This is a genomic window from Erythrobacter sp. WG, from assembly GCF_026586795.1.
Classification (GTDB): domain Bacteria; phylum Pseudomonadota; class Alphaproteobacteria; order Sphingomonadales; family Sphingomonadaceae; genus Erythrobacter.
Genome location: NZ_JAPFGY010000040.1, coordinates 1 through 25,408, shown reverse-complemented (window position 1 = coordinate 25,408; position 25,408 = coordinate 1). Strand labels below are relative to the sequence as shown.

18 protein-coding genes and 1 tRNA gene are annotated in these 25,408 nt (G+C 69.4%); 7 read left to right on the top strand and 12 right to left on the bottom strand.

Going from position 1 to position 25,408, the window contains the following annotated elements; genetic code table 11:
- Window positions 1–282, top strand: a 282-nt coding sequence (locus OPU67_RS15290) for a fumarylacetoacetate hydrolase family protein (RefSeq protein WP_267621162.1), incomplete at its 5' end; no start/stop codon positions are given.
- 159 nt (window positions 283–441) lie between these two features.
- Entirely contained in the window at window positions 442–1,893 is a 1,452-nt protein-coding gene (locus OPU67_RS15285; protein WP_267621160.1) for an NAD-dependent succinate-semialdehyde dehydrogenase, read from the top strand.
- Between the two features lie 269 nt (window positions 1,894–2,162).
- Here the strand turns inward: OPU67_RS15285 and OPU67_RS15280 are convergent, their stop codons facing one another.
- The 6 genes from OPU67_RS15280 to OPU67_RS15255 all read right to left on the bottom strand — a co-directional run bounded on the left by OPU67_RS15280 (window position 2,163) and on the right by OPU67_RS15255 (window position 8,811).
- The gene (locus OPU67_RS15280; RefSeq protein ID WP_267621158.1) at window positions 2,163–3,329 is read right to left on the bottom strand and encodes an alpha-hydroxy-acid oxidizing protein; all 1,167 of its coding nucleotides are present in this window, start codon (window positions 3,327–3,329) and stop codon (window positions 2,163–2,165) included.
- A gap of 70 nt (window positions 3,330–3,399) precedes the next feature.
- Window positions 3,400–3,756, bottom strand: a complete 357-nt coding sequence (locus tag OPU67_RS15275) for a thiol-disulfide oxidoreductase DCC family protein (RefSeq protein ID WP_267621156.1) — start codon at window positions 3,754–3,756, stop codon at window positions 3,400–3,402.
- Complete coding sequence (locus OPU67_RS15270) at window positions 3,741–3,875, bottom strand: DUF2474 domain-containing protein (RefSeq protein WP_267621154.1); 135 nt, start codon at window positions 3,873–3,875, stop codon at window positions 3,741–3,743. The genes OPU67_RS15275 and OPU67_RS15270 overlap by 16 nt, the downstream gene beginning before the upstream one ends.
- Window positions 3,875–4,870 carry a cytochrome d ubiquinol oxidase subunit II gene (cydB, locus tag OPU67_RS15265; RefSeq protein WP_267621152.1) on the bottom strand — a complete coding sequence of 332 codons (996 nt, stop codon included), beginning with the start codon at window positions 4,868–4,870 and terminating at the stop codon, window positions 3,875–3,877. The genes OPU67_RS15270 and cydB overlap by 1 nt, the downstream gene beginning before the upstream one ends.
- Entirely contained in the window at window positions 4,870–6,333 is a 1,464-nt protein-coding gene (locus OPU67_RS15260; RefSeq protein WP_267621164.1) for a cytochrome ubiquinol oxidase subunit I, read from the bottom strand. Before OPU67_RS15260 ends, cydB begins: the two co-directional genes overlap by 1 nt.
- 243 nt (window positions 6,334–6,576) lie before the next feature.
- The gene (locus OPU67_RS15255; protein ID WP_267621150.1) at window positions 6,577–8,811 is read right to left on the bottom strand and encodes a TonB-dependent receptor family protein; all 2,235 of its coding nucleotides are present in this window, start codon (window positions 8,809–8,811) and stop codon (window positions 6,577–6,579) included.
- Window positions 8,812–8,990: 179 nt separating this feature from the next.
- Between OPU67_RS15255 and OPU67_RS15250 the strand changes: the two genes are divergently transcribed.
- Together OPU67_RS15250 and OPU67_RS15245 are read left to right on the top strand one after the other, a co-directional pair.
- On the top strand, window positions 8,991–10,901 hold the full coding sequence (locus OPU67_RS15250; protein WP_267621148.1) for a PAS domain S-box protein: 1,911 nt from the start codon (window positions 8,991–8,993) through the stop codon (window positions 10,899–10,901).
- Window positions 10,902–10,970: 69 nt separating this feature from the next.
- Window positions 10,971–14,771 carry a S41 family peptidase gene (locus tag OPU67_RS15245; protein ID WP_267621146.1) on the top strand — a complete coding sequence of 1,267 codons (3,801 nt, stop codon included), beginning with the start codon at window positions 10,971–10,973 and terminating at the stop codon, window positions 14,769–14,771.
- 9 nt (window positions 14,772–14,780) lie between these two features.
- Here the strand turns inward: OPU67_RS15245 and OPU67_RS15240 are convergent, their stop codons facing one another.
- The 5 genes from OPU67_RS15240 to OPU67_RS15220 form a co-directional block, all read right to left on the bottom strand.
- Window positions 14,781–16,226 carry an efflux transporter outer membrane subunit gene (locus OPU67_RS15240; protein ID WP_267621144.1) on the bottom strand — a complete coding sequence of 482 codons (1,446 nt, stop codon included), beginning with the start codon at window positions 16,224–16,226 and terminating at the stop codon, window positions 14,781–14,783.
- A complete protein-coding gene (locus OPU67_RS15235) occupies window positions 16,223–19,372 on the bottom strand; it encodes a multidrug efflux RND transporter permease subunit (RefSeq protein WP_420709032.1) in 3,150 nt (1,049 codons plus the stop codon). Before OPU67_RS15235 ends, OPU67_RS15240 begins: the two co-directional genes overlap by 4 nt.
- A gap of 67 nt (window positions 19,373–19,439) precedes the next feature.
- The gene (locus OPU67_RS15230; protein WP_267621141.1) at window positions 19,440–20,612 is read right to left on the bottom strand and encodes an efflux RND transporter periplasmic adaptor subunit; all 1,173 of its coding nucleotides are present in this window, start codon (window positions 20,610–20,612) and stop codon (window positions 19,440–19,442) included.
- A gap of 229 nt (window positions 20,613–20,841) precedes the next feature.
- Window positions 20,842–22,590 carry a hypothetical protein gene (locus tag OPU67_RS15225; protein WP_267621139.1) on the bottom strand — a complete coding sequence of 583 codons (1,749 nt, stop codon included), beginning with the start codon at window positions 22,588–22,590 and terminating at the stop codon, window positions 20,842–20,844.
- A 248-nt stretch (window positions 22,591–22,838) separates the two neighbouring features.
- Window positions 22,839–22,928 (bottom strand) — tRNA-Ser (locus tag OPU67_RS15220).
- 180 nt (window positions 22,929–23,108) lie between these two features.
- Between OPU67_RS15220 and hspQ the strand changes: the two genes are divergently transcribed.
- Window positions 23,109–23,489, top strand: a complete 381-nt coding sequence (gene hspQ / locus OPU67_RS15215) for a heat shock protein HspQ (protein WP_267621137.1) — start codon at window positions 23,109–23,111, stop codon at window positions 23,487–23,489.
- A gap of 26 nt (window positions 23,490–23,515) precedes the next feature.
- Window positions 23,516–24,142 carry a hypothetical protein gene (locus OPU67_RS15210; RefSeq protein WP_267621135.1) on the top strand — a complete coding sequence of 209 codons (627 nt, stop codon included), beginning with the start codon at window positions 23,516–23,518 and terminating at the stop codon, window positions 24,140–24,142.
- Here OPU67_RS15210 and OPU67_RS15205 read toward each other — a convergent pair.
- Entirely contained in the window at window positions 24,132–25,034 is a 903-nt protein-coding gene (locus tag OPU67_RS15205; protein ID WP_267621133.1) for an ABC transporter permease, read from the bottom strand. The genes OPU67_RS15210 and OPU67_RS15205 overlap by 11 nt on opposite strands.
- A gap of 84 nt (window positions 25,035–25,118) precedes the next feature.
- Here OPU67_RS15205 and OPU67_RS15200 point away from each other — a divergent pair.
- Window positions 25,119–25,408 (top strand): GcrA family cell cycle regulator (locus OPU67_RS15200; protein WP_324255375.1); only part of this gene is annotated, 290 nt, incomplete at its 3' end.

The window sequence follows — 25,408 nt, the reverse complement described above, 5'->3', positions numbered from 1 at the left end:
CTGGTCGCCCACGCGGCGAAGACCCGCAACCTCGCGGCCGGCACGATCATCGGCACCGGCACGGTCTCGAACAAGGGCGCGGACGGCGGCGCGGGCCAGCCGGTGGCCGAAGGCGGCGCGGGCTATTCGTGCATCGCCGAGATCCGGATGATCGAGACGATCCGCGACGGCGCGCCCAGCACGCCCTTCATGCAGCCGGGCGACCGCGTGCGGATCGAGATGCGCGATTCCGCCAACCACTCGATCTTCGGCGCGATCGACCAGAAGGTCGTGGCGGTCTGAAGGCTTGCCCGCACAAGACCCGCCCCAGACCCCCGCTTGGGTCAGCCCAGACCCCGCAAAACCCTTGCCAGACCCCCGCCAGACCCCACCTAGACCCCCGTCAGCGGCGGTGTTTCACGTGAAACATCGCCGCCCGGCCAATCACCGAAGGACCCGCCCATGACCGCCTATCCGACCGTCCAGATGCTCATCAACGGCGAATGGACAACCGCCGGTGAGGCCGGCACGATGGAGGTCGTCAACCCCGCCACCGGGGCGGTGATCGGCCATTGCCCCAAGGCCTCCAAAGCCCAGCTCGACGCCGCCCTCAAGGCCGCCGACGACGCCTTCGCCGGGTGGAGCCGGACCTCGGGCCCGGACCGTCACACCATCCTGCGCCGCGCCGCCGACCTGCTGCGCGAACGCGCGCTCGATATCGCGGCGGTCGTCACCGCCGAGATGGGAAAACCCCGCGCGCAGGCCATCGGCGAGATCACGGGCTCTGCCGATGTGATTGATTTCCTTGCCGAAGAAGCCAAGCGCCGGGGCGGTCGCCTGATCCCGACGCGCGGAACCCAACTGATCGCGCAGATGGTGACGCATGAGCCCATCGGCCCGGCGGTGCTGCTCACCCCGTGGAATTTCCCGATCAACCTCCCCGCCAAGAAGATCGCCGGCGCCCTCGCCGCGGGCTGCACCGCGATCCTCAAGCCCGCGGAGAACACCCCGGCTTCCGCACAGCTGCTGGTCGCCTGCTTCGTCGATGCCGGGGTGCCCAAGGGCGTGCTGAACCTCGTCCATGGCGACCCCGGCCCGATCGCCGAGCACCTCATCGCCGCGCCCGTGACCCGCAAGGTGAGCTTCACCGGCTCGACCGCAGTCGGCAAGCATTTGGGCGCGCTGGCGGCCAGCCACATGAAGCGCTTCACCCCCGAGCTCGGCGGCCATGCGCCTGTTATCGTGAGCAAAAACGCCGACGTCGAACGCGCCGTTGCGCTGTGCGCCGCGACCAAGTTCCGCAATGCCGGGCAAGTCTGCGTCTCCCCCACTCGCTTCCTGGTCGCGAAGGAGATCTACGACCGCTTCGTTGCCGACTTCGCCGCCATGGCGGCCAAGCTCAAGGTCGGCGATCCCGGCGCGGACGAGAGCGTCGACATGGGCCCGCTCGCCCACGCCCGGCGGATTTCCGCGATGGTACAGGTGGTTGCCGATGCGCAGGGCGGCCGCGGCGAGGTTGTCGCAGGGGGCGCGGCGATCGCGGGGCCGGGGTTCTTCTTTCAGCCCACGGTGATCGCCAATCCCGCGCCCGACAGCCGCTTCATGACCGAGGAGCCCTTCGGCCCCGTCGCCGGGATCGTCCCGTTCGACCACCTCGACGAGGCCATCAGCATCGCCAACGGGTTGCGCTATGGCCTTGCCGCCTATGCCTTTTCCGCCGATCTCGATGAGGCGCACCACCTGGGCCGCAGCCTGCGCGCCGGGATGGTCGGGATCAACCAGCTGATCGTCTCCTCGCCCGAGACGCCGTTCGGCGGCATCGGCGATTCCGGCTTCGGCTCGGAAGGGGGCGAGGAAGGTTACCTGGCCTTCACGGATACCAAGCTCGTCATGCTGGCCAAGGCCCGCGGCTGACGGCGATCCGCGTCAGGCGATCAGGCTCGCGAGGCGCGAAAGGATCGACTTGCGCGACTTCATGGGCTGAATTCGCCCATAGCGCGCACGGCGCGTATGTTCGTCCTGGATGCACACGGTCCGGCGCATGGGATCCGGTCCACTGGACCAGATGGTGGGTCTTGCCATCGATCGCGTCCCCGATTCGCTCGTTTTCGTTGGCCGCAGATTAGCAGCGAGACTGTGGAAAACGTAGGGCAAACTTGGTTAACGCCCTTGCGCAGTCAGAATTACCGATCCGTGCGCTGCGCCCCCGCGTCGCGCACCGCAGCGAGCGTGGGATAACCGTTTACGGCCATGAGCAAATCCGCCTCGGCAAGGATTGACCTTAACACCCAAGCCGCGCCTTCCGCCCCGCCCAGCGCAAGCCCGTAGGTGTAGGGCCGCCCCACCCCCACCGCCCTTGCGCCGAGGGCCAGCGCCTTTACCGCATCGGTGCCGGAACGCACGCCGCTGTCGAACAGCACAGGGGTATCGCCCGCCGCTGCGACGACGTCGGCGAGCAGGTCGATGGTCGCGATCCCGCCGTTCGCCTGCCGCCCGCCGTGGTTCGAGCAATAGACCGCATCCGCCCCGTGATCGACCGCGCGGCGCGCGTCGTCGGGGTGGCAGATGCCCTTGAGGACGATGGGGAGCTTCGTCACCGACTTGAACCACGCCATGTCGTCCCAGGTCAGCACCTGCCCGAAGGTCGCCGCCCAGGTGAAGATCGCCGCCGCCGGGTCCTCTTCCGGGGGCTTCGCCAGCAGCGAGCGGAACACGGGGTCGGTGAAGTAGTTCTGGAGCACACGCCCACGCAGCTGCGGGAAGTTGGACGCGTTGAGATCGCGCGGGCGCCAGCCGGTCACCCAGGTGTCGAGCGTCACCACCAGCGCGCAATAGCCCGCCTCCTCGGCGCGGCGGATGAGGCTTTCGGCCAGCTCGCGGTTCCTGGGGGTGTAGAGCTGGAACCATGCGGGCGTGTCCCCGCAGGCGGCCTTCACGTCCTCGAGCGGGTCGTTGGCAAGGGTCGAGGCGCAGAACGGCACCCCCGTCAGCGCCGAGGCGCGCGCGGCGGCCATGTCGCCATGGCGGTCCTGCGAGGCTTCCCCGTTCAGACCGATCGGGGCCATGAACAGCGGGGTCGGATAGCGATGGCCGAACAATTCGATCGACAGGTCGCGGGTCGAGCAATCCACCATCATCCGCGGGATCATTCCCCAGTGGTGAAAGGCCGCCGCGTTCTGGTCCTGTGTGTGTTCATCCCCGCAGCCGCCCGCGACATAATTGGTGAGGCTCGGACCCATGGCCTCGTGCGCGCGCTTCTCGAGGGTGGCGAAATCGACCGGGAAGGTGGGCAGGATGCCCCTCAGCCCGGCGTTGTAGATCTCGTTCTGCATCGCGCCGAAATAGGTCATGGCGTGTCGTCTCTCCCGTCTCTCTCCGGCGGGAATTCAGACCATCGCCCCGGATCGGGCAAGCGGTTTTTCAGGCGAGCAGGCGCTGGAGGCGCGGACGCAGGCGCAGGAAACGCAGGTAGGCGGCCTCGAGCAGGGCGAGCACCGAGGGATGCCGCGCCGCAAGGCCGAGCGGGCGCAGCAGCGGGATCGCGCGCCACATCGCCGCGAAGGCGGCCGCGCCGCTCAGCAGCCTGCCCTCCTCCTCGGCATGGAACCGCGCGAGAAGCGCGGCGCGGTCGACGGGACACGAGGGGTCGGCGCCGGTTGCCACGTCGATGAAGGTGATGCGGCCCCTCCGGTCGAGCCGCCGCATCAGCGCAATCTCGCGGGTGCAGAGCGGACAGGCGCCGTCGAACCAGACCTTGACCGTCACGGGGCGATCCATAGCCGGATGATCCACGCCACCACCCCCAGCACCGCGACGCTGGCCGCCCAGATGCCCGCCATCCAGGCAAGACGCTTCCATAGCGGCTCCTCCGGCTCGCGCTCCGGCGGGGCGAGCATCAGTGATACCCTTCGTCGGCGACCTTGCCGCGGAACACCCAGTAAGCCCAGACTGTGTAGGCGATGATCAGCGGCATGGTGAGCGCGACGCCGACCAGCATGAAGGCCTGGCTGCGATAGGGCGCGGCGGCCTCCCAGATGGTCACGCTTTCGGGCACGGCATAGGGCCAGATCGTCACGCCGAGGCCGCTCATGCCGAGGAAGAACAGCGCGATGCCGAGCCAGAAGGGCTTCGAATTGCGCTCCTTGAGGATCGCCCGCAGCATCGAGAGGGCAACGATCGCGGTCAGGATCGGCACCGGTGCCACGTAGAAAATTTCGGGCGCGGAGAGCCAGCGCTCGGCATATTCGGCGTTGAGGAAGATGTTGTAGAGGCTCACCGCGCCCATCAGCACGATGGTCGCGGCGCCGGCGCGAATGGCGAGTTTCCTGGCGTGAGCCTGCTCCTCGCCGTCCAGTTTCCAGATCAGCCAAGCGGCGCCCAGCAAGGCGTAGCCTGCAACCGTGCCGAGCCCGGTCAGCAGCGTATAGGGGGTGAGCCAGTCGAACCAGCTTCCGGCATAGGCGCGGCCCTCAACCTCGATCCCTTGCAGCAGCGCGCCCAGCGTCATCCCCTGCGCCAATGCGGCGGCGAACGAGCCCCCGGTGAAGGCGAGGTCCCAGAACCGCTGGTGCGCCGGATCGCGCCAGCGGTATTCGAACGCCACGCCCCGGAAGACGAGGCCCAGGAGCATGGCAATGATCAGCGGGTAGGTCGCGGGCAGGATCACCGCATAGGCGAGCGGGAAGGCGGCGAACAGCCCGCCCCCGCCGAGCACCAGCCAGGTCTCGTTCCCGTCCCACACCGGCGCGATCGAGTTCATCGCACGGTCGCGCTCGCGCCCGACGGCGAAGGTCGGGAAAAGAATACCGATGCCAAGATCGAAGCCGTCCATCACCACATAGGCGAAGACCGCAAAGGCGATGATGAAGGCCCAGACGACGGTGAGATCCATCACGCCGGCTCCCTGTCGGTCGATCCGGGCTGTTTCTCCCTCGGCAGGGTCTCCTCCCCACCCGGGTTCTGGGTCGGCCCCGGGGTGATCCCGGCGGTGCGGATCGGGCCCACATCGCCGCGCTTGACGCCCTTCTCGCCCGGGTGCGGGGGCTTGCCCATGAGCTTCAGGATATACCACACGCCGATGCCGAAGACGGTGAAATAGACCAGCACGAAGGCGAGCAGCGAGGCGGCGACGGCGGGCGCGGCGAGCGGGCTCGCGGCGTCGGCGGTGCGCAGCAGGCCGTAGACGACGAAAGGCTGCCGCCCGACTTCGGTGGTGATCCACCCGGCGAGCACCGCGGCAAAGCCCGAGGGGCCCATCAGCACCGCGGCGCGGTGAAGCCAGGGCATATCGTAGAGTCTGCCGCGAAAGCGCCCCCACAGGCTCCACATCCCGACGCCGAGCATCGCGAAGCCGATGCCGACCATGATGCGGAAGCTCCAGAACACCACCGGCACCGGAGGTTCCTCGTCATCGGGTATGGTGTCGAGCCCCGCCAGCGGCGCATTCGGATCGTGCTTCAGGATCAGCGAGGATGCCTTCGGGATTTCAATGGCGTAGCGCACCGTCCGCGCCTCGCTGTCGGGAATGCCGAACAGGATCAGCGGCGCGCCGTCGGGATGGCTCTGGTAGTGCCCCTCCATCGCCATGACCTTGGCGGGCTGGTGCTCGAGGGTGTTGAGGCCGTGCATGTCGCCCGCGAAAATCTGCGCCGGGGTAACGATCGCGGCCATCCACATCGCCATCGAGAACATCGTCCTGGCGTGCGGATTTTCCTTGTTTTTCAACAGGTGCCAGGCGCCGACTGCACCCACCACGAAGGCCGTGGTGAGGTAGGCGGCCATCACCGTGTGGACGAGGCGGTAGGGAAAGCTCGGGTTGAAGACGATTGCCCACCAGCTGTCGCCCGGAAGATATTGTCCATTCTCGCCAATCAGATAGCCAGTCGGCGTCTGCATCCACGAATTGACCGAAAGGATCCAGAAGGCCGACACGAAGGTGCCCAGCGCCACCATCAGCGTCGCGGCGAAGTGGAGCCTCTTGCCCACCTTCTGCATCCCGAACAGCATCACGCCGAGGAAGCCTGCCTCAAGGAAAAAGGCGGTCAGCACCTCGTAGGCCATCAGCGGGCCGATCACGGGGCCGGCCTTGTCGGAAAACACCGCCCAGTTGGTGCCGAACTGGTAGGACATGACGATGCCCGAGACGACTCCCATCGCGAAGGCGATGGCGAAGATCTTCAGCCAGTACTTGAACAGATCGAGGTAGACGCTCTTCCCCGTCTTCAGCCAAAGCCCTTCCAGAACAGCGAGATAGCTCGCCAAACCGATCGAGAAGGCGGGGAAGAAGAAGTGGAAGCTCACCGTGAAGGCGAACTGGATCCGGGCGAGGAGCAGGGCGTCGAGGTTCTCGAACATGGTGGTCTGCACGTAGCCCCTGGCGGTGTCGGTTCAATTGCAATCGCTGCACCAACACTACGGTCGAGCGCCGAAAGAGTTGCACGAGGAAGGGTCTGGCAGGGGTGTAACGGGGGTCTGGAGAGGGTCGGGGCGCGACTTTACTGCGCCTGACGCCCCTCAAATCGGGGCTGGCGCCGGGATAATCTTCATGGCGCAGGCCGAGCCGCCGCGCCCGCAAGGTTCGCCGCGGCAAACCGATCCTCAGCCCCTCCAGCCGATCGACACATAGACGTTGCGCGGCGCGCCCGGGTCGAAGCCGCCGCCGCCGCCGGGGCGCACGCGCGGGGCGTAGCGTTCGTCGAACAGGTTGTTCACCCCCGCCCCGACCCTGAAGCCGCCCAGCACCGGCCACTCCACAGATGCATCGACCACCTCGTAGCCGCGCAGGGCGAAGTCCGCGACATTGTTGTCCGCGCCCTCCTGGTCGCCGACCGAGGTGAAGGTTAGGCCTGCGCGCGCGCCGTCATCGCCGATCCACGCCAGCACGCTGCGCAGCAGGTGGCGCGGCGCATATTGCGGGGTGAAGCCGCGCGCCGGGCCGTTGGTGAAGTCGGCATCGAGCAGTTGCAGGTTGGTCGAGAGGCGCAGCGTGCCGCTCCCCCCCCGCGCCAGCCCCTGCGGGCCCACGAGATCGAGCCGCAGCGCCAGATCGACGCCCTGGTTGCGCATCGAGCCGACGTTCTGCCGCCGCGCGCCCCCGGCGCCGACCGCACCGAACGGCGGCAAGGCGGGCAGCGGCCCGGCAAGGAAGCCGACCTGATTCTCGAACTCGACACGGAACAGGCTCGCGTCGATCCGCACCGGCGGCGCGGGCTCGGCCTGGAGGCCCGCCTCGACGGTAAAGGCATAGGAGGGCTCGAAGGTGCCCGCCGCGTCGATCCCGGCCTGGAAGGTCACGCCGTCGTTGTAGAGCAGCGGCTTGAACCCGCGGCTGGCATTGGCGACGAAGCGCAGCGTGGGCGCCGCGTCCCACGTCACCCCGATCCCGTAGAGCGGGACCGTGGCGGTGTTCTCGCGGTTGCCGAGCGGGCCGTTGGGCGCGCCCGGTCCGCCGCCGGTGGCGCTGCCCGCGCCGAGGTCCAAAGTCTCGGTCACACGCTGGCGCAGCCGTTCAAGCCGGAAGCCGGGGACGATCTGCACGTCGCCGAAGCCGAGCTTCACTTCGCCGAAGGCCGCCAGCGTGTCGCCGCTGCGGCGGACGCGGGCGAGCGCGCCGGCGGTGCCATTGAAATCGCTGTTGCTCGCGCCCTTGTCGACGAACACCGGCGCGTCCGAGGTGTGGCCGAGCACGCCCAGGGTCAGCGTGTGCTGCGCACCCGCGCCGAAATCGTGGCGCAGGCGCAGGTCCAGCCCGGCGGTGTCGAACACCTGCCGTTGGCGGATCAGCACGTTGGCATCGGGCGTGACCTGGCCGAAGCCGCCGCCCGCCTGCCGCCAGCTGGTCCGCTCGAACCGGCTGTAGAAGGCGCGCGCGGTGACCTGCGTGCTGTCGCTCGCTTCCCACTCGATGGCGAGCGTCGGGGCAAGGCGTTCGAGCACGATGCGGTCGCGCGGGGTCGATCCGTCGCGGCGGTCGGCGGCGAGGCGGGCGCGGGTGAGCCCGCCCGGTTCCCCGAAGTCGCCCTTGTAGTAATCGAGCGCGAGGGTCGCGGTCACCGTGTCGCCCAGCCAGTGGACGCGGCCGCGCGCGGTTGTCTGTTCGTGATCGGAATTGACCCGGCGCGGGCCGTCGCCTTCGGCATATTGGACCAGGCCGTCAGCCGCGAGCCGGCCGTCGGAAAGCGCGACGCTGGCAAGCCCCGCGCGCGCGTCCCAGCTGCCGATGGTGAGGCGCGCCTGGCCCTCTGCCCCGGCCTCGCGGCGCGGGCCCCGCAGCACGTAGTTGATCGCCCCGCCCGGCTGCGGCCCGTAGAGCAGGCCCGATGCGCCGCGGATGAACTCGATGCGCTCGACCGCCTCCAGCGGCGGGATGAAATAGGCCGCCGGATAGGAATACATATCGGGCACCGCCGGGACGGCATCCTGCAAGGTGAGGATGTTCCAGCTCTCGTGCGGCTCGCCCAGCCCCCGGTAGGAGAGCGAGGCCCAGGAACCGTTCGACACCTCCGACACCAGCAGGCCCGGAATGTCGGCGAGCGCCACGCGCAGGTTGCGGTTCGGGATCGGGGCGAGATCGGAGAGCACCGCGATGTCGCCGAGCTTGCCGGCGAAGATCAGCGTGCCCGACTGGTCCGGCAGGCGGTCCTGATCGCGCCGGGCGGTGACGATGATCGAGGTGGCCGAAGGGCTGGCGGCGGAGACCGCACCGGGATCGGCGGTGGCGGCGGCGGCACCTTCGGACGCGGTTGCAGCGTCTGCGGCGGCAAGCGCCGGGCTCGCCGCGGCGGCGAGCAGGGCGGCGGTCAGCAAGCGGAAGGTCGCAGGGGAGAGGGACATCGGGGCTCCGGTGATTGTCTGGGCCGGGGCGATGTCTTGCTATTGCGAATGATTGTCAATCTAGAATTTTCATGCTTCCTCATCTCTGCGGAACCTGCCGATTTTGCGACGGGGCGAAGGGCGGTCGCATCGACTCCGAAAGCAAACCTGTTACGCTAACCCGTGAAAGGGGATCTCCTGTGCCGACGGAACGCGAGAGGCAGGAGGAGGCCGGCGGCACGCCGCGCGCGTCGCTGATGCTGCTCGTGCGCGCGGTGCAGGATCTTGCCGGTGCGCGCAGCCTCGATGAGGTGGTCTCGACCCTCAGGGCCACCACCCGCGCCGCGATCGGTGCGGACGGCATCGCCATCGTGCTGCGCGAGGGCGACGTGTGCCACCACGTCGCCGAGGATGCGCCCTCCCGGCTGTGGGCCGGCCAGCGCTTCCCGATCGAGGAATGCATCTCCGGGCACGCGATGCTTGGCGGCGCGGTCATCGCTGTCCCGGACGTCCGCGCCGAGACCCGCCTGCCACAGGCCGTCTATCGCGCGACCTTCGTGCGCGGCATGGCGGTTGCCCCGATCGGCGCGCCGCGCGCGGGCGCCGCGCTGTGCGCCTACTGGGCGAAGCCCGGAGCGATCGGCGAAGGGACGCTCGAGGCGCTCCAGACCCTCGCCGGCGCGGCCGCCACAGCGATCGAGAACGGCCGCCTGTTCGAAGCATTGGTGGCGAGCGAGCGGCGCTTTCGCAATCTTTTCCAGGCCTGCCCGGTGGGGATCGCGCTCTACCATTCCGCCAGCGGCGCGGTCCCCGACGTCAACGACGCGATGCTCGCGATCGCGGGTATGACGCGCCGCGAGTTCGAGACCGGCGCGTGGGATTTCGTGCGTGCCACCGCGCCGGAGTGCACGGAGCGCGACGAGTTCGCCCGCCAGCAGGTGCTCGCCACCGGCGGGGTCGAACCCTACGAGAAGGTCTTCCTCCACCGTGACGGCACGCGGGTGCCGGCGCTGATGGCGGCCGCCCCGCTCGATGCGGAAAGCGGCGCCTCGATCGTCGTCGCGCAGGACCTCAGCGCGGTGAAGACCGCCGAAGCCGCGCTCGCCGAAAGCGAGGCGCTGCTGCGCGGGATCACCGAAACCGTGCGGGTTGCCTTCTACACCATGGAATGGCGCAAGGAGGGGCCGAGGATCGCCTATATCAGCGCGGCCTTCGAGGAAATCTGGGGCCGCTCGCGCGAAAGCCTGATCGCTGCACCGATGTCCTTCCTCGAAGCCGTTCATCCTGAGGATCGCCCGCGCCTCGAGGAAACCGTGGCCCGCCAGCGGGCCGGGCAGGAGACGTCGATCGAATATCGCATCAACCTGCCCGACGGCGGCGAGAAGTGGATCCTGGATTTCGCCTATCCGGTGTTCGACGATGCGGGCCGGGTGGTGCGCACCATCGGGGTGGGCGAGGACATCACCGCCCGCAAGCAGAGCGAGATGCGCAGCGAACTGATCGCGCGCGAGATGGATCACCGCGCGCGCAATCTCATCACCATCGTGCGCGGGATCGTCGGCCAGACGCTGCGCTCGCAGCCGATCCCCCAGGCGGTGACCACCACCCTGCTCGATCGCCTCGCCGCGCTGTCCGCCGCGCACAAGGCGGTGATGCTGCGCAATTATGCGAGCGCCTCGATGTGCGAACTCGTCGATCTGGCGATGGAGCCGTTCCGCGCGCGCACCGCGCGGATCGCGGCCGAGGGTCCGGATTGCGAGCTCGACCCGCAGGTCGGGCTGATCCTCGCCCTGGCGCTGCACGAGCTTGCCACCAATGCGATGAAGCACGGCGCGCTGTCGGTTCCCAGCGGCACGGTCGCGGTCGACTGGGAGGAGGCGCCTTGCGGTGGCCGGCCGGGCTTCCGCATGACCTGGCGCGAAACGGGCGGGCCGCCGATCGCCGCGCCGGAGCCGGCGCGCAGCGGGTTCGGCACCAACCTGCTCCAGCAGGGCCTCGCCTGGTACGGCGGCGAGACCCGGCTCGACTTCGCGCCCGAGGGGCTGAGCGTCAGCCTGTACCTGCCGCTCGCGCTCGGCGTGGCCGACACGGGCGCGCGCACCGGCGATTGAGGGGTCGGCGGCGGCCGGGGCCGCCGCCCTGCCCGGTCAGAACCGCACCTGCAAGGTCGCCCGCGCGCCGTGATCGGTCACGCTCTGGCCGATCAGCCCGGTGTATCCGGCCGAGAGCGAGATGTTGCGCGCCAGCTCCAGCGTCGCCTCGAGCCGCGCCGCCAGCGCCGCCCGGTCGAGCGGGGCGCCAGCGATCGTGAAGCCCTGCTGAAGCGGCCGCTGGCGGTCTGGTCGAGCACGGTGATGCCGGTGGTCGTGCCGGTGAGCGTGATGCTGCCGGCGTTCGACACCGCGCCCGTCAGCACGCCGCTGATCCGCGCCGTGCCGCTGTTGACGAGGCCGCCCGAAAGCGTGCCGGTGCTGCTTGGCAAGAAGCGGCTCCGGGGCGAGGCGTCGAACACTGTGCGAGGCGGGCTCACTCGCTCCTCTGCCCTTGAGCACGACATCCCCGATGCGCCCGCTTGCGGACCGGGCATTTATCTTACACACAGGCCGTCCTGCCTTCCGGAGTGCTTCCCGACAATGCGATCCCTGTTCCTGTGCGCGGCCAGCCTGCTGGCGCTTTCGGCGGTCCCGGCAACGGCGGAGGAGGGTTACTACCAGCATCCTGCAGCGCACGGCGACGTGCTCGTCTTTGCCTCGGAAGGCGACCTGTGGCGCACCGCCCGCACCGGGGGCAGCGCCGTGCGCCTCACCAACGACGACGGCGAGGAGAGCGAGCCTGCGATCTCGCCCGACGGCACCCTGATCGCCTTCACCGCCAGCTACGACAGCACCAACGACATCTACGTCATGCCGGTCGCCGGCGGGCGCCCGCGCCGTGTAACCTTCGAGGGCGGCTTCGTGCGCACCGTCGGCTGGACGCCGGACGGCAAGGTGATCTACGCCTCGTCGATCGCAGGCGCAGGACAAGGCGAGGTGCTCCACACCGTCGACCCGGCGGGCGGGACGGCGCAGCCCCTGCCGCTGTGGCGCGCCAACGATGCGGCCTATGGCGCGGACGGGCGCACGCTGTTCTTCACGCGGCGCGGCCTCTACGCCCGGGCGCGCGACAATGCCGTGCTCTATCGCGGCGGCGGGATGGAGCAGCTGTGGCGCTGGCAGACCGGCTCGGATGCCGAGGCGGTGCAGCTCCTCGCCGATTTCGGCGCGCCGATCCGGATGCCCATGACCGCCGGGGGCCGGGTCTACTTCATCTCGGACAAGAGCGGGAAGGACGCGGTCTGGTCGGTCGCCGAGGACGGCAGCGACGTGCGGCAGGTCTCGGGCGAACTGCCCTTCCCGGTCCTTCAGGCGAACATCGACGGCGGTGACGTGTTCCTGCAGAATGGCGCGGACCTCCACGTCTTTGCCATTCCGTCCGGCCGCCTCAGCAAGCTCGCCATCGACCTCGTCACCGACCGCGAGCAGACCCGTGTGCGCGCGATCGACGAGCCGCTGCGCTGGCTCGAGGCGGCGCGCCTCTCGCCTTCGGGCGAGATGGTGGCGGTCACCGCCCGCGGGCGCGCGGCGCTCGCCGCACCGGGGCAGCTGCGCCGGATCGAGCTCAATGTCCCCCTCGCCGCCCGCGCGCGGCAGGCGGTGCAGTCGCCCGACGGCAAGCGGGTGTTCATGGTGCTCGATCAGGGCGACCGCGGCGACATCTACAGCTTCGCGGCCGACGGCACCGGCACCCCGGTGGCGGTGACGAGGGGCTATGACGCGCACATCTGGTCCTTCGCCATCGCTCCCGACGGCAAGACCATCGTCGTGTGGGACAAGCAGGCGCGCCTCCAGAAGGTCGACGTCGCGACGGGGCGCGTGACCCTGCTCGCCCGCAACGCGAGCGGCGCGGACGAGGCCTTCGCCGACCTCGCTTTCGCGCCGGATTCGAGCCACATCGCCTATGCCGAAGTGGCGTTGACCAACGGCGGCAACACCGCCGACATCATGATCCAGAACCTCGCCACCGGCGCGCGGGTGCAGGCGACCTCGGGCAAATACCACAACTACGCGCCCGCCTTCGCGCATGACGGGGCGTGGCTCTATTTCATCTCTGACCGCAACTTCGCGCCCAGCCCCGGCAGCCCCTGGGGAGACCGCAACATGGGCGTGGACTTCGCCGACCGGGGCGAGGTCTTCGCGCTTCAGCTCGATCCCGCCGCCGCCTTCCGCTTGCGCGAGGACAACGAACTGACCCGCACCGGCGGCGGCGCCAAGCCCGAAGACACCCCGCCCGACGCTGCGGCAAGCGGGGCCAAGGACGAGGCGAAGGACAAGCCCAAGGACAAGTCGGCGAAGCCCGCGCCGCCCAATCCCCGCATCGTGCTCGAGGGCGTCTCCGGCCGGCTCTACAAGCTGCCGGTCAAGCCCGGCGTCGAGGGCCTGCTGCTCGCCAGCGAGAACTTCCTCTACACCCGGCGCGGCGAGGATCTCGTCTCGATCGCCATCGACAAGCGCGATCCGGCCGAGCAGGTGTTCGCGCCCGGAGCGCAGGGAATGCAGCTCTCGCCCGACCGCAAGAACGCGCTGGTCCTGAGCGGCCCGCCGGGCAAGCCGGCGCTGGCGATCGTGCCCGCCGATCGCAAGCTGCCCGACAAGCCCGCGCCCACCCAGGTGCGGCTCGGCGACTGGCGGCTGACCGTCGACCCGCGCGCCGAATGGCGCCAGATGTTCGTCGACGCCTGGCGCCTGCACCGCGACTTCTTCTACGATCCGACCCTGCGCGGGGTCGACTGGAACGCCGTGCGCGCCGCGCGCGAGCCGTTCCTCGAGCGGATCGGCAGCCGTTCCGAGCTCGACGCGGTGATCGCCGAGATGGTCGCGCAGGTCGGCGCGCTCCACAGCCAGGTCTATAGCGGCGAGAACCGGCTCGACCGCGAGAACCCGGCGATGGCCTATCTCGGCGCCGCCGTCACGCCGGTCGCCGAGGGCCTCAGGATCGATTCCATCCTGCGCGCCGAGGCCGATCTGGTCGCGCAGCTCCCGCCGCTGCGGCGCCCCGGCGTGGACGTGCAGCCGGGCGACGTGATCTGCCTCGTCGACGGCCGCGCGGTCGCGAGCCATGCCGATCTCCAAGCCGCGCTCGCCACCAAGGCCGGGCAGCAGGTGCGGCTCGACCTCAGCCGCGGCGCGCGCCGGTTGAGCGCGATCGTCGAGCCGATGTCGCTCGATGGCTACCGCCAGGCCAATTACGCCGATTTCGTGCAGGGCAAGCGCGCCGAGACCGAGCGCCTGTCGGGCGGGAAAATCGGCTACCTCCACCTGCGCGCGATGGGTGCCGAGGATGTCGCCAGCTTTGCGCGGGACTACTTCCCGCAGCTTTCCAAGGATGGCCTCATCATCGACGTGCGCGGCAACAACGGCGGCAATATCGACAGCATCATCATCGGGATGCTGATGCGCAAGGCGTGGGGCTTCTGGGCCAATGCCGACGGCTCGGGCATTCCCACCACCAATATGCAGAACGCCTATCGCGGGCACATCGTGGTGCTGATCGACGAGCGCACCTATTCGGACGGCGAGACCTTCGCCGCCGCGATCAAGTCGCTCGGCATCGCGCCGCTGGTCGGCACCCGCACCGCCGGGGCGGGGGTATGGCTCTCGGACCGCCCCACCCTCACCGACAACGGCATCGCGCGCACCGCGGAGAGCCCGCAATATGCGATCGACGGTCGCTGGATCGTCGAGGGCCTCGGCGTCGCGCCGGACGTCGAGGTGGAGAACCTGCCGCACGCCGCCTTCAAGGGCACCGACGCACAGCTCGCCGCAGCCGTGGCGATGCTGAAGGAGGCGATCGCGCGTTCGCCGGTGCCGGTGCTCAAGCCCCGGCCGCTCGCGCCGCTGGGCACGCCGGCTGAGGATGTGACGCCGCTCGGCCGCAATCGCTGACGCCCTAGCCTAGGGCGCGGGCGGCTCCGCCACCGTCTCTCCGCCCAGCGCGCGGTAGAGCGAGACCCGGTTGCTCGCCTCGATGAGCCGGGTGGCGAGCAGCGTGCGGCGGGCCTGATAGGCGGCGCGCTGGGCATCGAGGCTGGCGAGGAAGGAATCCACGCCTCCGCGATAGCGCAGGTCGGCAAGCTGGAAGGTGTCCTCGGCCGCGTCCACCGAGGTGCGGTTGGCTTCGAGCTGCGCGGTGATCGTGCCGCGCCGGGCGAGCGCATCGGCAACATCGCGGAAGGCTGCCTGGATCGCGCGCTCGTAACCGGCGACCGCCGCATCGCGCTGCGCCTCGGTCTGGGCGACCCCGGCCCGCGCCGCGCCGCCGGCGAACAGCGAATAGCGCACGTTGGCCCCGGCGTTGTAGTTGAACGCGGCGCCGGTGAAGAGGTTGGCGAGGAGGTTGCTCGACAGCCCGGCCAGCCCGGTCAGGGTGATGCGGGGGAACAGCGCGGCGCGCGCTGCGCCGATATCGGCGTTGGCGGCACGCAGTTCGTATTCGGCCTGCACCACGTCGGGACGGCGCAGCAGGATCGTCGAATCGAGGCCTGCCGGCAGGACGCGCACCGCCGCGTCCGCCTCGTCGAGCGATTGCGGCAGGAGGGCCGGCGCGACCGGCGCGCCGACCAGCAACTGCAAGGCGTTGGCGTCCTGCGCGAGGGCGGTGGTCTGCTGCGCGATGTCGGCCTCGGCGGCGGCGAGGATCTGCTCGGCCTGGCGCAGGTCCGAGCGCGGAGCAATCCCCCCCTCGAGCCTGAGGCGCGTGAGCCGCACCTGTTCGCGCGCGTTGGCCGCGGTGTCCTCGGCCAGCCGGAGCAGCGCGGCGTCGGCGGCGTGGACAAGCCATGCCTCGGCGACGTCGCCGATCAGCGTCAACCGCACCGCGCGCGCCGCAGCCTCGGTGCCGAGATAGCGGTTGCGGGCCGCATCCGAGAGCGAGGCGAGCCGCCCGAACAGGTCGATCTCGAAGGCGGTCGTGCTGACATCGAGCGTGTAGCGCCGCCCCGCCGTCGACGGACTGGCGGCGGGGTTGTTGCCGATGTCGATGTCCTGGTTGCGGTTCTGGTTGGCGGTGCCGTTGTCGAACTGGGTGCGCCCCGCCGCCACGCCGATCTGCGGGAGCTGGGCGGCGCTCTGGATGCGGTACTGCGCGCGCGCCGCCTGGATGTTCGCTGCCGCCACGCGCAGGTCGCGGTTGTTGGCGAGCGCCTGCTCGATCACCGCGATGAGCCGGGGATCGGCGAAGACCTCGCGGTAGCTCATCGCCGGCAGCGCCGCCTCGCTTTGCGCGAGATAGGCATCGCCCGTCGGCCAGGAGGCGGGCACGGGCAGCGCCGGCTGCACATATCTGGGCGCCATCGAACAGGCTGCGAGAAGCGCGAGCGGGAGAAGCGCGGCGATCCTCATGCCGGCTCCCCCTCCCCCTCGGCCCCGGGCTTGCCGAAATAGCGGCTGCGCAGCTTGGCCAGGGTGTCGCGGGTGGTGCGGCGGACGATCACGAAGAACAGCGGGATGAAGAAGATCGCCAGCACCGTCGCGGTCAGCATCCCGCCGATCACCGACGTGCCGATGGCGATGCGGCTGTTCGCCCCGGCACCGCTCGACAGGGCGAGCGGCAGGACGCCGAAGATGAAGGCGAGGCTGGTCATCAGGATCGGGCGAAGCCGCAGGCGCGCGGCCTCGAGCGCCGCATCGATCACCCGCGCGCCGCGTTTCTCGGCCTGCTCGGCGAACTCGATGACGAGGATCGCGTTCTTGGCGGCGAGGCCCATCGTGGTGAGAAGCCCGATCTGGAGATAGACGTCGTTCTCGAGGCCCCGCAATGTCACCGCGAAAACCGCGCCGACGAGGCCGAGCGGGATCACCAGCATCACCGCCACCGGGATCGTCCAGCTTTCGTAGAGCGCGGCGAGGCACAGGAACACGACCAGCAGCGACAGGGTGTAGAGCAGCGGCGCCTGCCCTGATGACAGGCGTTCCTGGAAGGACAGGCCCGACCAGGCAACGCTGATGCCCGGGATCTCGCGGGCCAGCGCCTCGATCCGGTCCATCGCCGTGCCGGAGCTTTGCCCGGGCGCGGCCTGCCCGTCGAACTGGAAGCTCGGATAGCCGCCGAAGCGCGACAGGGTCGTGGGGGTGGTCGACCAGCGGGTGCTGGCGAAGGCCGAGAATGGCGCCATCTGCCCGCCCTCGCCGCGCACGAACCAGCTACCGATGTCGTCGGGGGTCGCCCGGTAGGGGGCGTCGGCCTGGACGAAGACGCGCTTCACGCGGCCGCGGTCGATGAAGTCGTTGACATATTGCCCGCCCCAAGCGGCCGACAGCGTGGTGTTGACGTCCGCCTGGTTCAGCCCGAGCGCGGCGAGGCGCGCCTGGTCGATATCGACCTGCAACGTCTGGATGTCGGGCAGTTCGCCCAGCCGCACCCCGGCCAGCACCGGATCGTTGCTGGCCGCCTCGAGCAGCCGGTCGCGCGCGGCGGTGAACTCCTCGCGGCTCATGCCGCTGGTGTTCTGGAGCTGGAGGGTGAAGCCGTTGCTCTGCCCCAGCCCGCGGATCGCGGGCGGGACGAGCACATTGACCTGCGCATCGCGAAAGCCGGAGAAGGCCTTGGTTGCGCGCTCGGTGATCGCGTCGGCGCTGTTCTCCTGGCCCTTGCGCTCGGACCAGTCGACGAAGTTGACGAAGCCCTGACCGGTGTTCTGCCCTGCTGCGCCCTGCCCGCCGCCCGCGACGCTGAACATCGTCGCGATGTTGCGGCCCTCGTCGGTGAGCATGTATTTCTCGACCGCCAGCTGCACCTCGCGGGTGCGCCCCTGTGTCGCGCCCGGTGGCAGGCGGAACTGGAGCTGCGCCGCGCCCTGGTCCTCGGTCGGCAGGAAGCCCGTCGGCAGGCGCCAGAACAGCATCGCGAGCAGCACCACGAGCACCGCATAGATCGCGAGGAACAGCCCCTTGCGATCCACCACGCGCTGCACCGCATGAACATAGCGATCGGTGCCGCGCGCGAAACTGTCGTTGAACCAATCGCGCGCGCGCTCGAGCTTCGTCGCACCCCACGGCCAGCGGCGCGCGAGGACACCGCCGCGCGCATCCTCAGTCCCGTGCTTCTGCCTGAGCAGCGAGGCGGTCAGCGCCGGGCTGAGGATCAGCGCGACCAGTGCGGAAAGCACCATCGCGGCGACAATGGTGATCGAGAACTGGCGGTAGATCACGCCGGTCGAGCCGCCGAAGAAGGCCATCGGCAGGAACACCGCCGAAAGCACCACCGCGATCGCCACCAGCGCAACCTGGATTTCGCCCATCGAACGGATCGTCGCCTCCTTGGGCGTCATCTCCGGGTTTTCCTCGAGCAGGCGCTCGACGTTCTCGACGACCACGATCGCATCGTCGACGAGCAGGCCGATGGCCAGCACCAGCCCGAACAGCGTCAGCGTGTTGATCGAGAAGCCCGCAAGGTAGAACACCGCGAAGGTGCCGAGCAGCACCACCGGGACGGCGATGGCCGGGATGAGCGTCGCCCGCCAGCTCTGGAGGAAGACGAACATGACGAGCACGACCAGCAGGATCGCCTCGAACAGGGTCTGCACCACCTCCTCGATCGACAGGCGGATGAAGGCGGTGGTGTCGTTGGCATAGGCGACGTTGTAGCCGGGCGGAAATCCCGCGCGCGCCTCGGCCACCGCTGCCTTGACCCGGTCGGCGGTAGCGAGCGCATCGGCGCCCGGCGCAAGGCTGATCGCAAGGCCCGCGCCGGGGTGGCCGTTGATGCGGCTCGAGGCGGAGTAGTTCTCCGCCCCCAGCTCCACCCGCGCCACCTCGCCCAGCGTCACCAGCGCGCCGCTCGCCTCCGACTTCAGGATGATCGCCTTGAACTCGTCGACGGTGCGCAGCCGCGACTGCGCGGTGACGACGGCGTTCAGCCGGTTCGTCTCCGGCTGCGGCAGGCCGCCCACCTCGCCCGCGGCGACCTCGGTGTTCTGGTTGCGGATCGCGGCGATGATGTCGCCCGGCATCAGCCCGACCGAGGCGAGCCGGTTGGGGTCGAGCCAGATGCGCATCGCGTATTGCGAGCCGTAGACATTGGTCTCGCCCACGCCCTCGATCCGCGCGAGCTCGTCCTGAAGGTTCGAGACGAGGAAGTCGGACACGTCGATGTTGGTCGAACGGTCGGTCTCGTCATAGACGCCGACGATCATCAGGAAATCGGGGTTCGACTTGGTGACGCGCAGGCCCTGCTGCTGAACCTGCTGCGGCAGCCGCGGCAGCGCGGTCTGCACCTGGTTCTGCACCTGCACCTGCGCGATATCGGGATCGGTGCCCTTGGCGAAGGTCGCGCTGATCGTCACTTGCCCGCGCGAGCTGGAGCTCGAATTGAAGTAGAGCAGCCCGTCGATCCCGGTCAGCTGCTGTTCGATGATCTGGGTGACCGAGTTCTCCAGCGTTTCCGCCGAAGCGCCGGGGAAGGTCGCGCGGATGTTGACCTGCGGCGGGGCGACGTCGGGATATTGCGCGACCGGCAGGAGATAGATCGCGCCGAGCCCTGCCAGCATGGTGATGATCGCCAGCACCCAGGCAAAGATCGGCCGTTCGATGAAGATGCGCGACACGCCCCGCGCCTCAGCCCTGCTTGCCGGAGGACGGCGCGGCGATGACCTGCGGCTTGCTGGCCGGGACGGGCCGGATCGGCGCGCCGGGCTTCAGCCTTGCAAGGCCCTGGACGATCACCTTGTCGCCGGGCTTGAGGCCCGCGGTCACCACCCAGTCGGTCCCCACCGCGCGCGGCGCGGTGACCTTGCGTTCGGCCGCCTTGTTGTCGGCGCCCACCACGAAGACGCTCGCCTCGCCCCGCGCGTTGCGGGTGACGGCGCCCTGCGGCACGAGGATCGCGCCTGTGTCGACCGCCTGCTCGAAGCGCGCGCGCACGAACATCCCGGGCAGCAGCAGGCCATCGGGGTTGGGGATGCGCGCCCGCAGCGTCACCGTGCCGGTAGCGGCGTTGACCATCACCTCGGAAAACTGGACCGTGCCGCGCGGCCCATATTCGCTCCCGTCCTCGAGCAGCAGCGCGACCGAGGTGCTGCCCGGCACGGCGCCCCCTTGCGCAAGCGCGCGGCGCAGGGCGAGGAGGTCGGCGGAGGATTGCTGGATGTCGACGAACACCGGGTCGACGCCCTGGATCACCGCGAGGGGCTCTGCCTGGTTGCCGGTGACGAGCGCGCCCACGGTGAACAGCGAGCGGCCGATGCGCCCCGTGATCGGCGCCGGCACGCGCGTGAATTGCAGGTTGACGTTGGCGGTCTGGAGCTGCGCGCGGGCCTGCTGCACCGCCGCCGCCGCCTGCCGTGCGGCGGCCTGGGCGTCGGTGTATTCCTGCAAGGAGACCGCCTGCGCCTCGGCGAGCGGCTTCAGGCGCTCGGCCCGCACCCGTGTCGCCTCGGCGTTGGCGCGGGCGCTGGCGAGGTTTGCCTCGGCCTCGGCGCTCGCGGCGCGGTAGAGGCGCGTGTCGATCTCGTAGAGCGTCTGGCCAACCTGCACCAGCGTCCCTTCCGTGAACAGGCGGCGCCGGATCAGCCCGGTGACCTGCGGGCGCACCTCGGACATCTCGAAGGCGGCGATCCGTCCGGCAAGCTCCACCGCGACCGGGACGGCGCTCGCCTTCACCTCGACAAAGCCGACCTCCGGGACGGGCCGCTGCGCCTGCTTGTCACCGCTCTCACCGGCACAGGAGGCAAGCGCCAGCGCGGCCAGCATGACGAGGGCCGAGCGCACCGGGACCTGAGCTGATGACATCTGACGGGAAAGGATGACGAACTCGCGAAAACCGGGGCGGGAAGGAAGCGTCCCTTAACGGTCCTTAAGGCTTGCAGGTTCCATGACGAAGTGCAACCGCCGCGTTTCAACGCGAATGGAGCGCGGCCCGGCGCAGCCGCCGCGTGCAGGGCCTGCCCGGCGCACAGAGACTTCCCGGGGCCGCACCGCGGCCATCCTGTCGGCTAAGACAACGGGCCCGAGCGCCATCTCACCGCGCGTGACGCATGGCGAAGGCGGGATAGCTTTCCACATCGCCCCGGCGAATCTGCGCCTCGAGCAGCGCAATGGCCGTATCCACATCGGCGTTGGTGGCCCCGGTGGCCTGCGCCAGTTTCAGGCCATGGTAGAATGTCCCGGGATATTCGGTGGTGTATTCATAGATGCGCGGGTCATTCACCGGCAGATCGAAACTGTGCCATGGCTGGCGCGCGATATCCGCAGGCAGGCCGAGCACCTGCGCCACCTGCCGCCAATCGCTGAACCAACGCCCTTCCAGCCGCACCGGCAGATTGAGGAAACAGAACGGCCCGCTCGCGAGAAACCGCCGCGCCTGGTAGCGCTCGGCAAAGGCCACCTGCAATTGCGACCAGCGCGGATCGGGATGCAAGCGCCGCCCCCAATCCAGCGTGTAGGCGATGTAATTGACGATCGATCCGGTATAGACGCCGGGTCGCTGCCCGGTGCGGATCGAGGGCCAGAAGGTCGGATTGGGCTCGCTGTCGTAGGCATCGCCTTCCCAGAACATCCCCAATTGCCCCATGCCCGGCACCGCGAGCGCCCTGACCGCGCGGTCGAGGTTGGCGGCGATGATCGCATCGAAACGGTCCGCCCCCGGCAACCAGTCGAGCCCCGGCACGGATCGCAGCAAGGCATAGGCCAGCACCAGATCGCGCATCGACCACGCCCAGTCGCGCCCCTGACCCTGATCGACCAGCTTGCCGCTGGTGCCCCGATAGTCGGGGGTGACGGTGTTCAGCACGGTGCAGGCAGAGAACACCTGCTCCTCGATGAAGAAGGGATGCAGTTCGGAGAGCAAGGCCGGGACGAGCGCGGGGCACGGGCGGTGCGCATTGTCGATGTCCCAATCGAACTGCATCCCCGGGCTGACGCCGATGATCCGCTCTTCGGGGTAATTCTGATAATATTGCTGCACCTTGAGCGGCACGTTGGGCGTATCGAGCAGCAGCGGCAGGCCATCGGCCCCGCGCACGTGCCAGGGGATAGAGGCCGCGGTCAGCCCGTAATTCATCGAGACGCGCCGCATCTCCGCGCTGCGTTCGATGATGTAGCGCGCCTGACGATGGACAATCGGGCCCACCTCGTCGCGCAGTCCGGTGGTCCCCATGCCCGGCGTGAGCCCGCCCTTGTCAAGCGGCGTGTAGTCCGGCACCGGGTCCATGTAGGACCACTCGGACGGTGCCTGAAGCCTCGGCCCGATGCCCCACGGCAACAGCATCCCGTAGGACTGCCAGCGGTTCAGCTCGCGGTCCGAGACGGGCCAGGCGCGCGATGCGGCAACCCAGCGCTGGAAATCGCCATGGCCGTAGACCGGGAAGCTGCGGCCGAACACGCTCGCCCGGTAGCTGACCGCCGGAGTTTCGGCCGCCAGATTGCTCCAGCGCTGCCGCTCCACCACCACCACATCGAACGGCTTGCCGTCGACCGGGGAGGCCGCTTGGAGATACCAGATCAGCGCCCACGGCCCCTTGCGCAGGAACACCCGCACCGTGTGGTGCCCCGCCTTCTGCCACAAGGCCGCGGGATCATCGGCGGTGAAGATCGTGTCGCCGAGGCGCACCGGCGGCGCGGCAGCCGCCATCGCGGCGTCCTGCGGGATGGCGCCACCACGGGCGTGGACTTGTGCGCGCAAGGGCGAAGACCCGGGCCCGGGCGAAAGCAGACCGGGCGCCACCAGTGCCGCCGCTCCGCTGGCCATCATCGTTCGGCGAGACATCATGTCGCTTTTCCCCGTAGAGCACCCGGCTGTGGTCCGCTGCGGCACGCTAAATCACCGCGCCTGGGCTCGCTACCCAAGCAGGCACTTTGCCCCATATGCGAACAGGGCGCGCAACATTCCTTACCGCCCGCTTGCGATCAGCCGCGTCCTGCAAGCCTGCTCCTGCGCCAGCTGCCGGCGACCCGCTGTAGCGCACCTAGACGTGTCCCGCAGCGGGCGGCGGGAACAAGCGGTCGGATGAAGGCAATTGGCGGAGAGGGTGGGATTCGAACCCACGTTACCGTTGCCGGTAAACCGCATTTCGAGTGCGGCGCATTCGACCACTCTGCCACCTCTCCGCGAGGCCCGTCGCACGTCGATGAGCCCGCTGGTCGAGGCGGCTGGCGACAGGGAGCGCGCCCGTTAGCCGAAGCGCGGCGGCTTGCCAAGGGGTGGCCCCGCACAAATTGCGGGCATATCTCCCCGCCCCGCCGCCCCCCGCGCTTGTTTTGCTGCGGCGAGGCGCCATATTGCGATCCATGGAACGCGCAGAGTTCTTCTCGAGCCAGGCCGGACGCACGATCATTGCGCCGCGCCAGACCCGTGCCCGCTTCGGCATCGGCGACGTGGTCCGCCACCGCCTGTTCGCCTTTCGCGGCGTCGTCTTCGATATCGACCCGGTCTTCGCCAATTCGGAAGAGTGGTACGAATCGATCCCCGAGGATATCCGCCCCCCGCGCGAGCAGCCGTTCTACCACCTCCTGGCCGAGAACGAGGACAGCTCCTACGTCGCTTACGTCAGCCAAGGCAACCTCGTCGCCGATCCGCAGGGCGGGCCGATCGACCACCCGACGGTGCGGCAGCTATTCGAGAGCTTCAAGGACGGCCGCTATCGGATGCGGCGCTCGCTTACGCATTGACAACCTTGCCCTGCTAAACGCGGGGCATGGACGATCGCGCGGCGGATCACGACAACACGAACATGGCGCGGCTGCGCGCGGCGCTCGAGCGTGAGCTGACGCCCGACGAGGTCGTGGAGTGGCACGGCTGGCAGACCGGGCGGATCGATCCGCGACTGTTCGGCATCTACATCTTCGCCGTCCCGTGGACCCTGTTCGCGCTCGCCTGGACGGGGATCGCGACGACGGCGGTCGCCGCCTCGGAGCAGACCGGGCTCGGCCTGTTCGCCTGGGCCTTCCCGCTGTTCGGCCTGCCCTTCATCGCGGTGGGCGCTTGGATGCTCTCGCGCCCCTTCGTGCCGCTGTGGGAGCGCGGGCGGGTGCTCTATGTGGTCACCGACAGGCGCGTCCTCAGGCTGGACCTCGGCCGCGCGCTCACGATCAAGACCGTGCCGGCCGACCGGATCGGCCTTGCCGAACGGCGCGAGGAGGCGCGCGGCACCGGAACCTTGAGCCTCGCGGTCCGGATCGGGCGCGACAGCGACGGGGACCGGCAGATCGAAAGCTTCGCAATCGGGCCGGTGAACGACATCGCCGGCGCGGCCGCAGCGATCGCAAGGATGGCGGGCGCCGCGAAGCTTCCGGGCAGCGGCGCGGGCGCGCTCAGCTCTTGAGCTTCCACCCGCTCCGCAGCAGCGCATAGACGCCCAGCATCAACGCCGCGTTGAGCACCAGCAAGCCGCCCGCCGCCGCCCAGACGTGCTGCGCCTCGCCGATATCGCTGCCGCCGAGGAAGCCGTAGCGGAAGCCCGAAATCACATAGAAGAAGGGGTTCGCCCGGCTGATCGCCTGCGCGACGCCGTGCAGATTGTCGATCACGTAGAAGGTGCCCGACAGGAGCGAGAGCGGGGCGATGATGAAGTTGGTGACGGCCGCGTTGTGATCGAATTTCTCGGCCCAGATCGAGGTCGCAAGCCCGATCGTCGCCAGCATCAGCGCCCCCATCAGCCCGAACCACACGACCGCCCAGGGGTGCGTCATGGCGAGCGACACGCCCGGCCAGAAGGCCATCGCCAGTGCGACCGCCAGCCCCACCCCGATCGCGCGGGTGATCGCGGCGGCGAGGATCCCGGCCATCAGCTCGCCAGACGACAGCGGCGGCATCAAAAGGTCGATGATCGTCCCCTGCATCTTGCCCGAGAGCAGCGAGAAGGAGGAATTGGCGAAGGCGTTCTGCATCATCGCCATCACGATCAGGCCCGGCGCGACGAAGGTCGCGAAGGGCACGCCCAGCACCATCCGCCCCTCGCGCCCCAGCGCCACGGTGAAGATCGCCAGGAACAGCAGCGTCGTGAAGGCCGGGGCCCAGATCGTCTGCGTCTGGACCTTGAGAAACCGGCGCACCTCCTTCATATAGAGGGCCAGCAGCCCCACGCGATTGATGCCGGTGATGACCGGAACCCCACGCGGGGCGAACCGGGTGCTCCCGCCGGTCTTGTCATCGCCGCGCAATTCGGTCACGGGAGCGGCGCCCGGCAAGGGGGGCAGATGTGCGTCTTCGGCCATGGCAAGGGTGCCTAGGCTGCGGGCGCGCGGCTGACAAGCACTCGCCACCCTCGCGGATCCCCGCACAGGAACAGGTAGACGATTATGAGCTGGACGGACGAGCGCATCGCGACGCTGAGGAAGATGTGGGAAGGCGGGGCGACGGCCAGCGAAATCGCCAGCGAACTGGGCGGGGTGAGCCGCAATGCGGTCATCGGCAAGGCGCACCGCCTCGGCCTCAAGGCGCGCCCGTCCCCGGTGAAGGCGAACGAGAAGAAGAAGACCGCCGCGCCGGTCAGGAAGCCGGCCCCGGCCGCCGCCGCACCCGCCCGGCCCGAGACGGGCGATGCGCCGGCCGCACGGCCCGAGGCGCCCGAGCGTGCGCCGATGCGCGC

Bases quoted from the DNA above. Each gene is read 5' to 3' on its own strand.
- OPU67_RS15285 (WP_267621160.1), top strand. From the start codon at position 442: ATGACCGCCTATCCGACCGTCCAGATGCTCATCAACGGCGAATGGACA.
- OPU67_RS15280 (WP_267621158.1), bottom strand. From the start codon at position 3,329: ATGACCTATTTCGGCGCGATGCAGAACGAGATCTACAACGCCGGGCTG.
- OPU67_RS15275 (WP_267621156.1), bottom strand. From the start codon at position 3,756: ATGGATCGCCCCGTGACGGTCAAGGTCTGGTTCGACGGCGCCTGTCCG.
- OPU67_RS15270 (WP_267621154.1), bottom strand. From the start codon at position 3,875: ATGCTCGCCCCGCCGGAGCGCGAGCCGGAGGAGCCGCTATGGAAGCGT.
- cydB (WP_267621152.1), bottom strand. From the start codon at position 4,870: ATGGATCTCACCGTCGTCTGGGCCTTCATCATCGCCTTTGCGGTCTTC.
- OPU67_RS15260 (WP_267621164.1), bottom strand. From the start codon at position 6,333: ATGTTCGAGAACCTCGACGCCCTGCTCCTCGCCCGGATCCAGTTCGCC.
- OPU67_RS15255 (WP_267621150.1), bottom strand. From the start codon at position 8,811: ATGTCCCTCTCCCCTGCGACCTTCCGCTTGCTGACCGCCGCCCTGCTC.
- OPU67_RS15240 (WP_267621144.1), bottom strand. From the start codon at position 16,226: ATGAGGATCGCCGCGCTTCTCCCGCTCGCGCTTCTCGCAGCCTGTTCG.
- OPU67_RS15235 (WP_420709032.1), bottom strand. From the start codon at position 19,372: ATGCTGGCAGGGCTCGGCGCGATCTATCTCCTGCCGGTCGCGCAATAT.
- OPU67_RS15230 (WP_267621141.1), bottom strand. From the start codon at position 20,612: ATGTCATCAGCTCAGGTCCCGGTGCGCTCGGCCCTCGTCATGCTGGCC.
- OPU67_RS15225 (WP_267621139.1), bottom strand. From the start codon at position 22,590: ATGATGTCTCGCCGAACGATGATGGCCAGCGGAGCGGCGGCACTGGTG.
- hspQ (WP_267621137.1), top strand. From the start codon at position 23,109: ATGGAACGCGCAGAGTTCTTCTCGAGCCAGGCCGGACGCACGATCATT.
- OPU67_RS15210 (WP_267621135.1), top strand. From the start codon at position 23,516: ATGGACGATCGCGCGGCGGATCACGACAACACGAACATGGCGCGGCTG.
- OPU67_RS15205 (WP_267621133.1), bottom strand. From the start codon at position 25,034: ATGGCCGAAGACGCACATCTGCCCCCCTTGCCGGGCGCCGCTCCCGTG.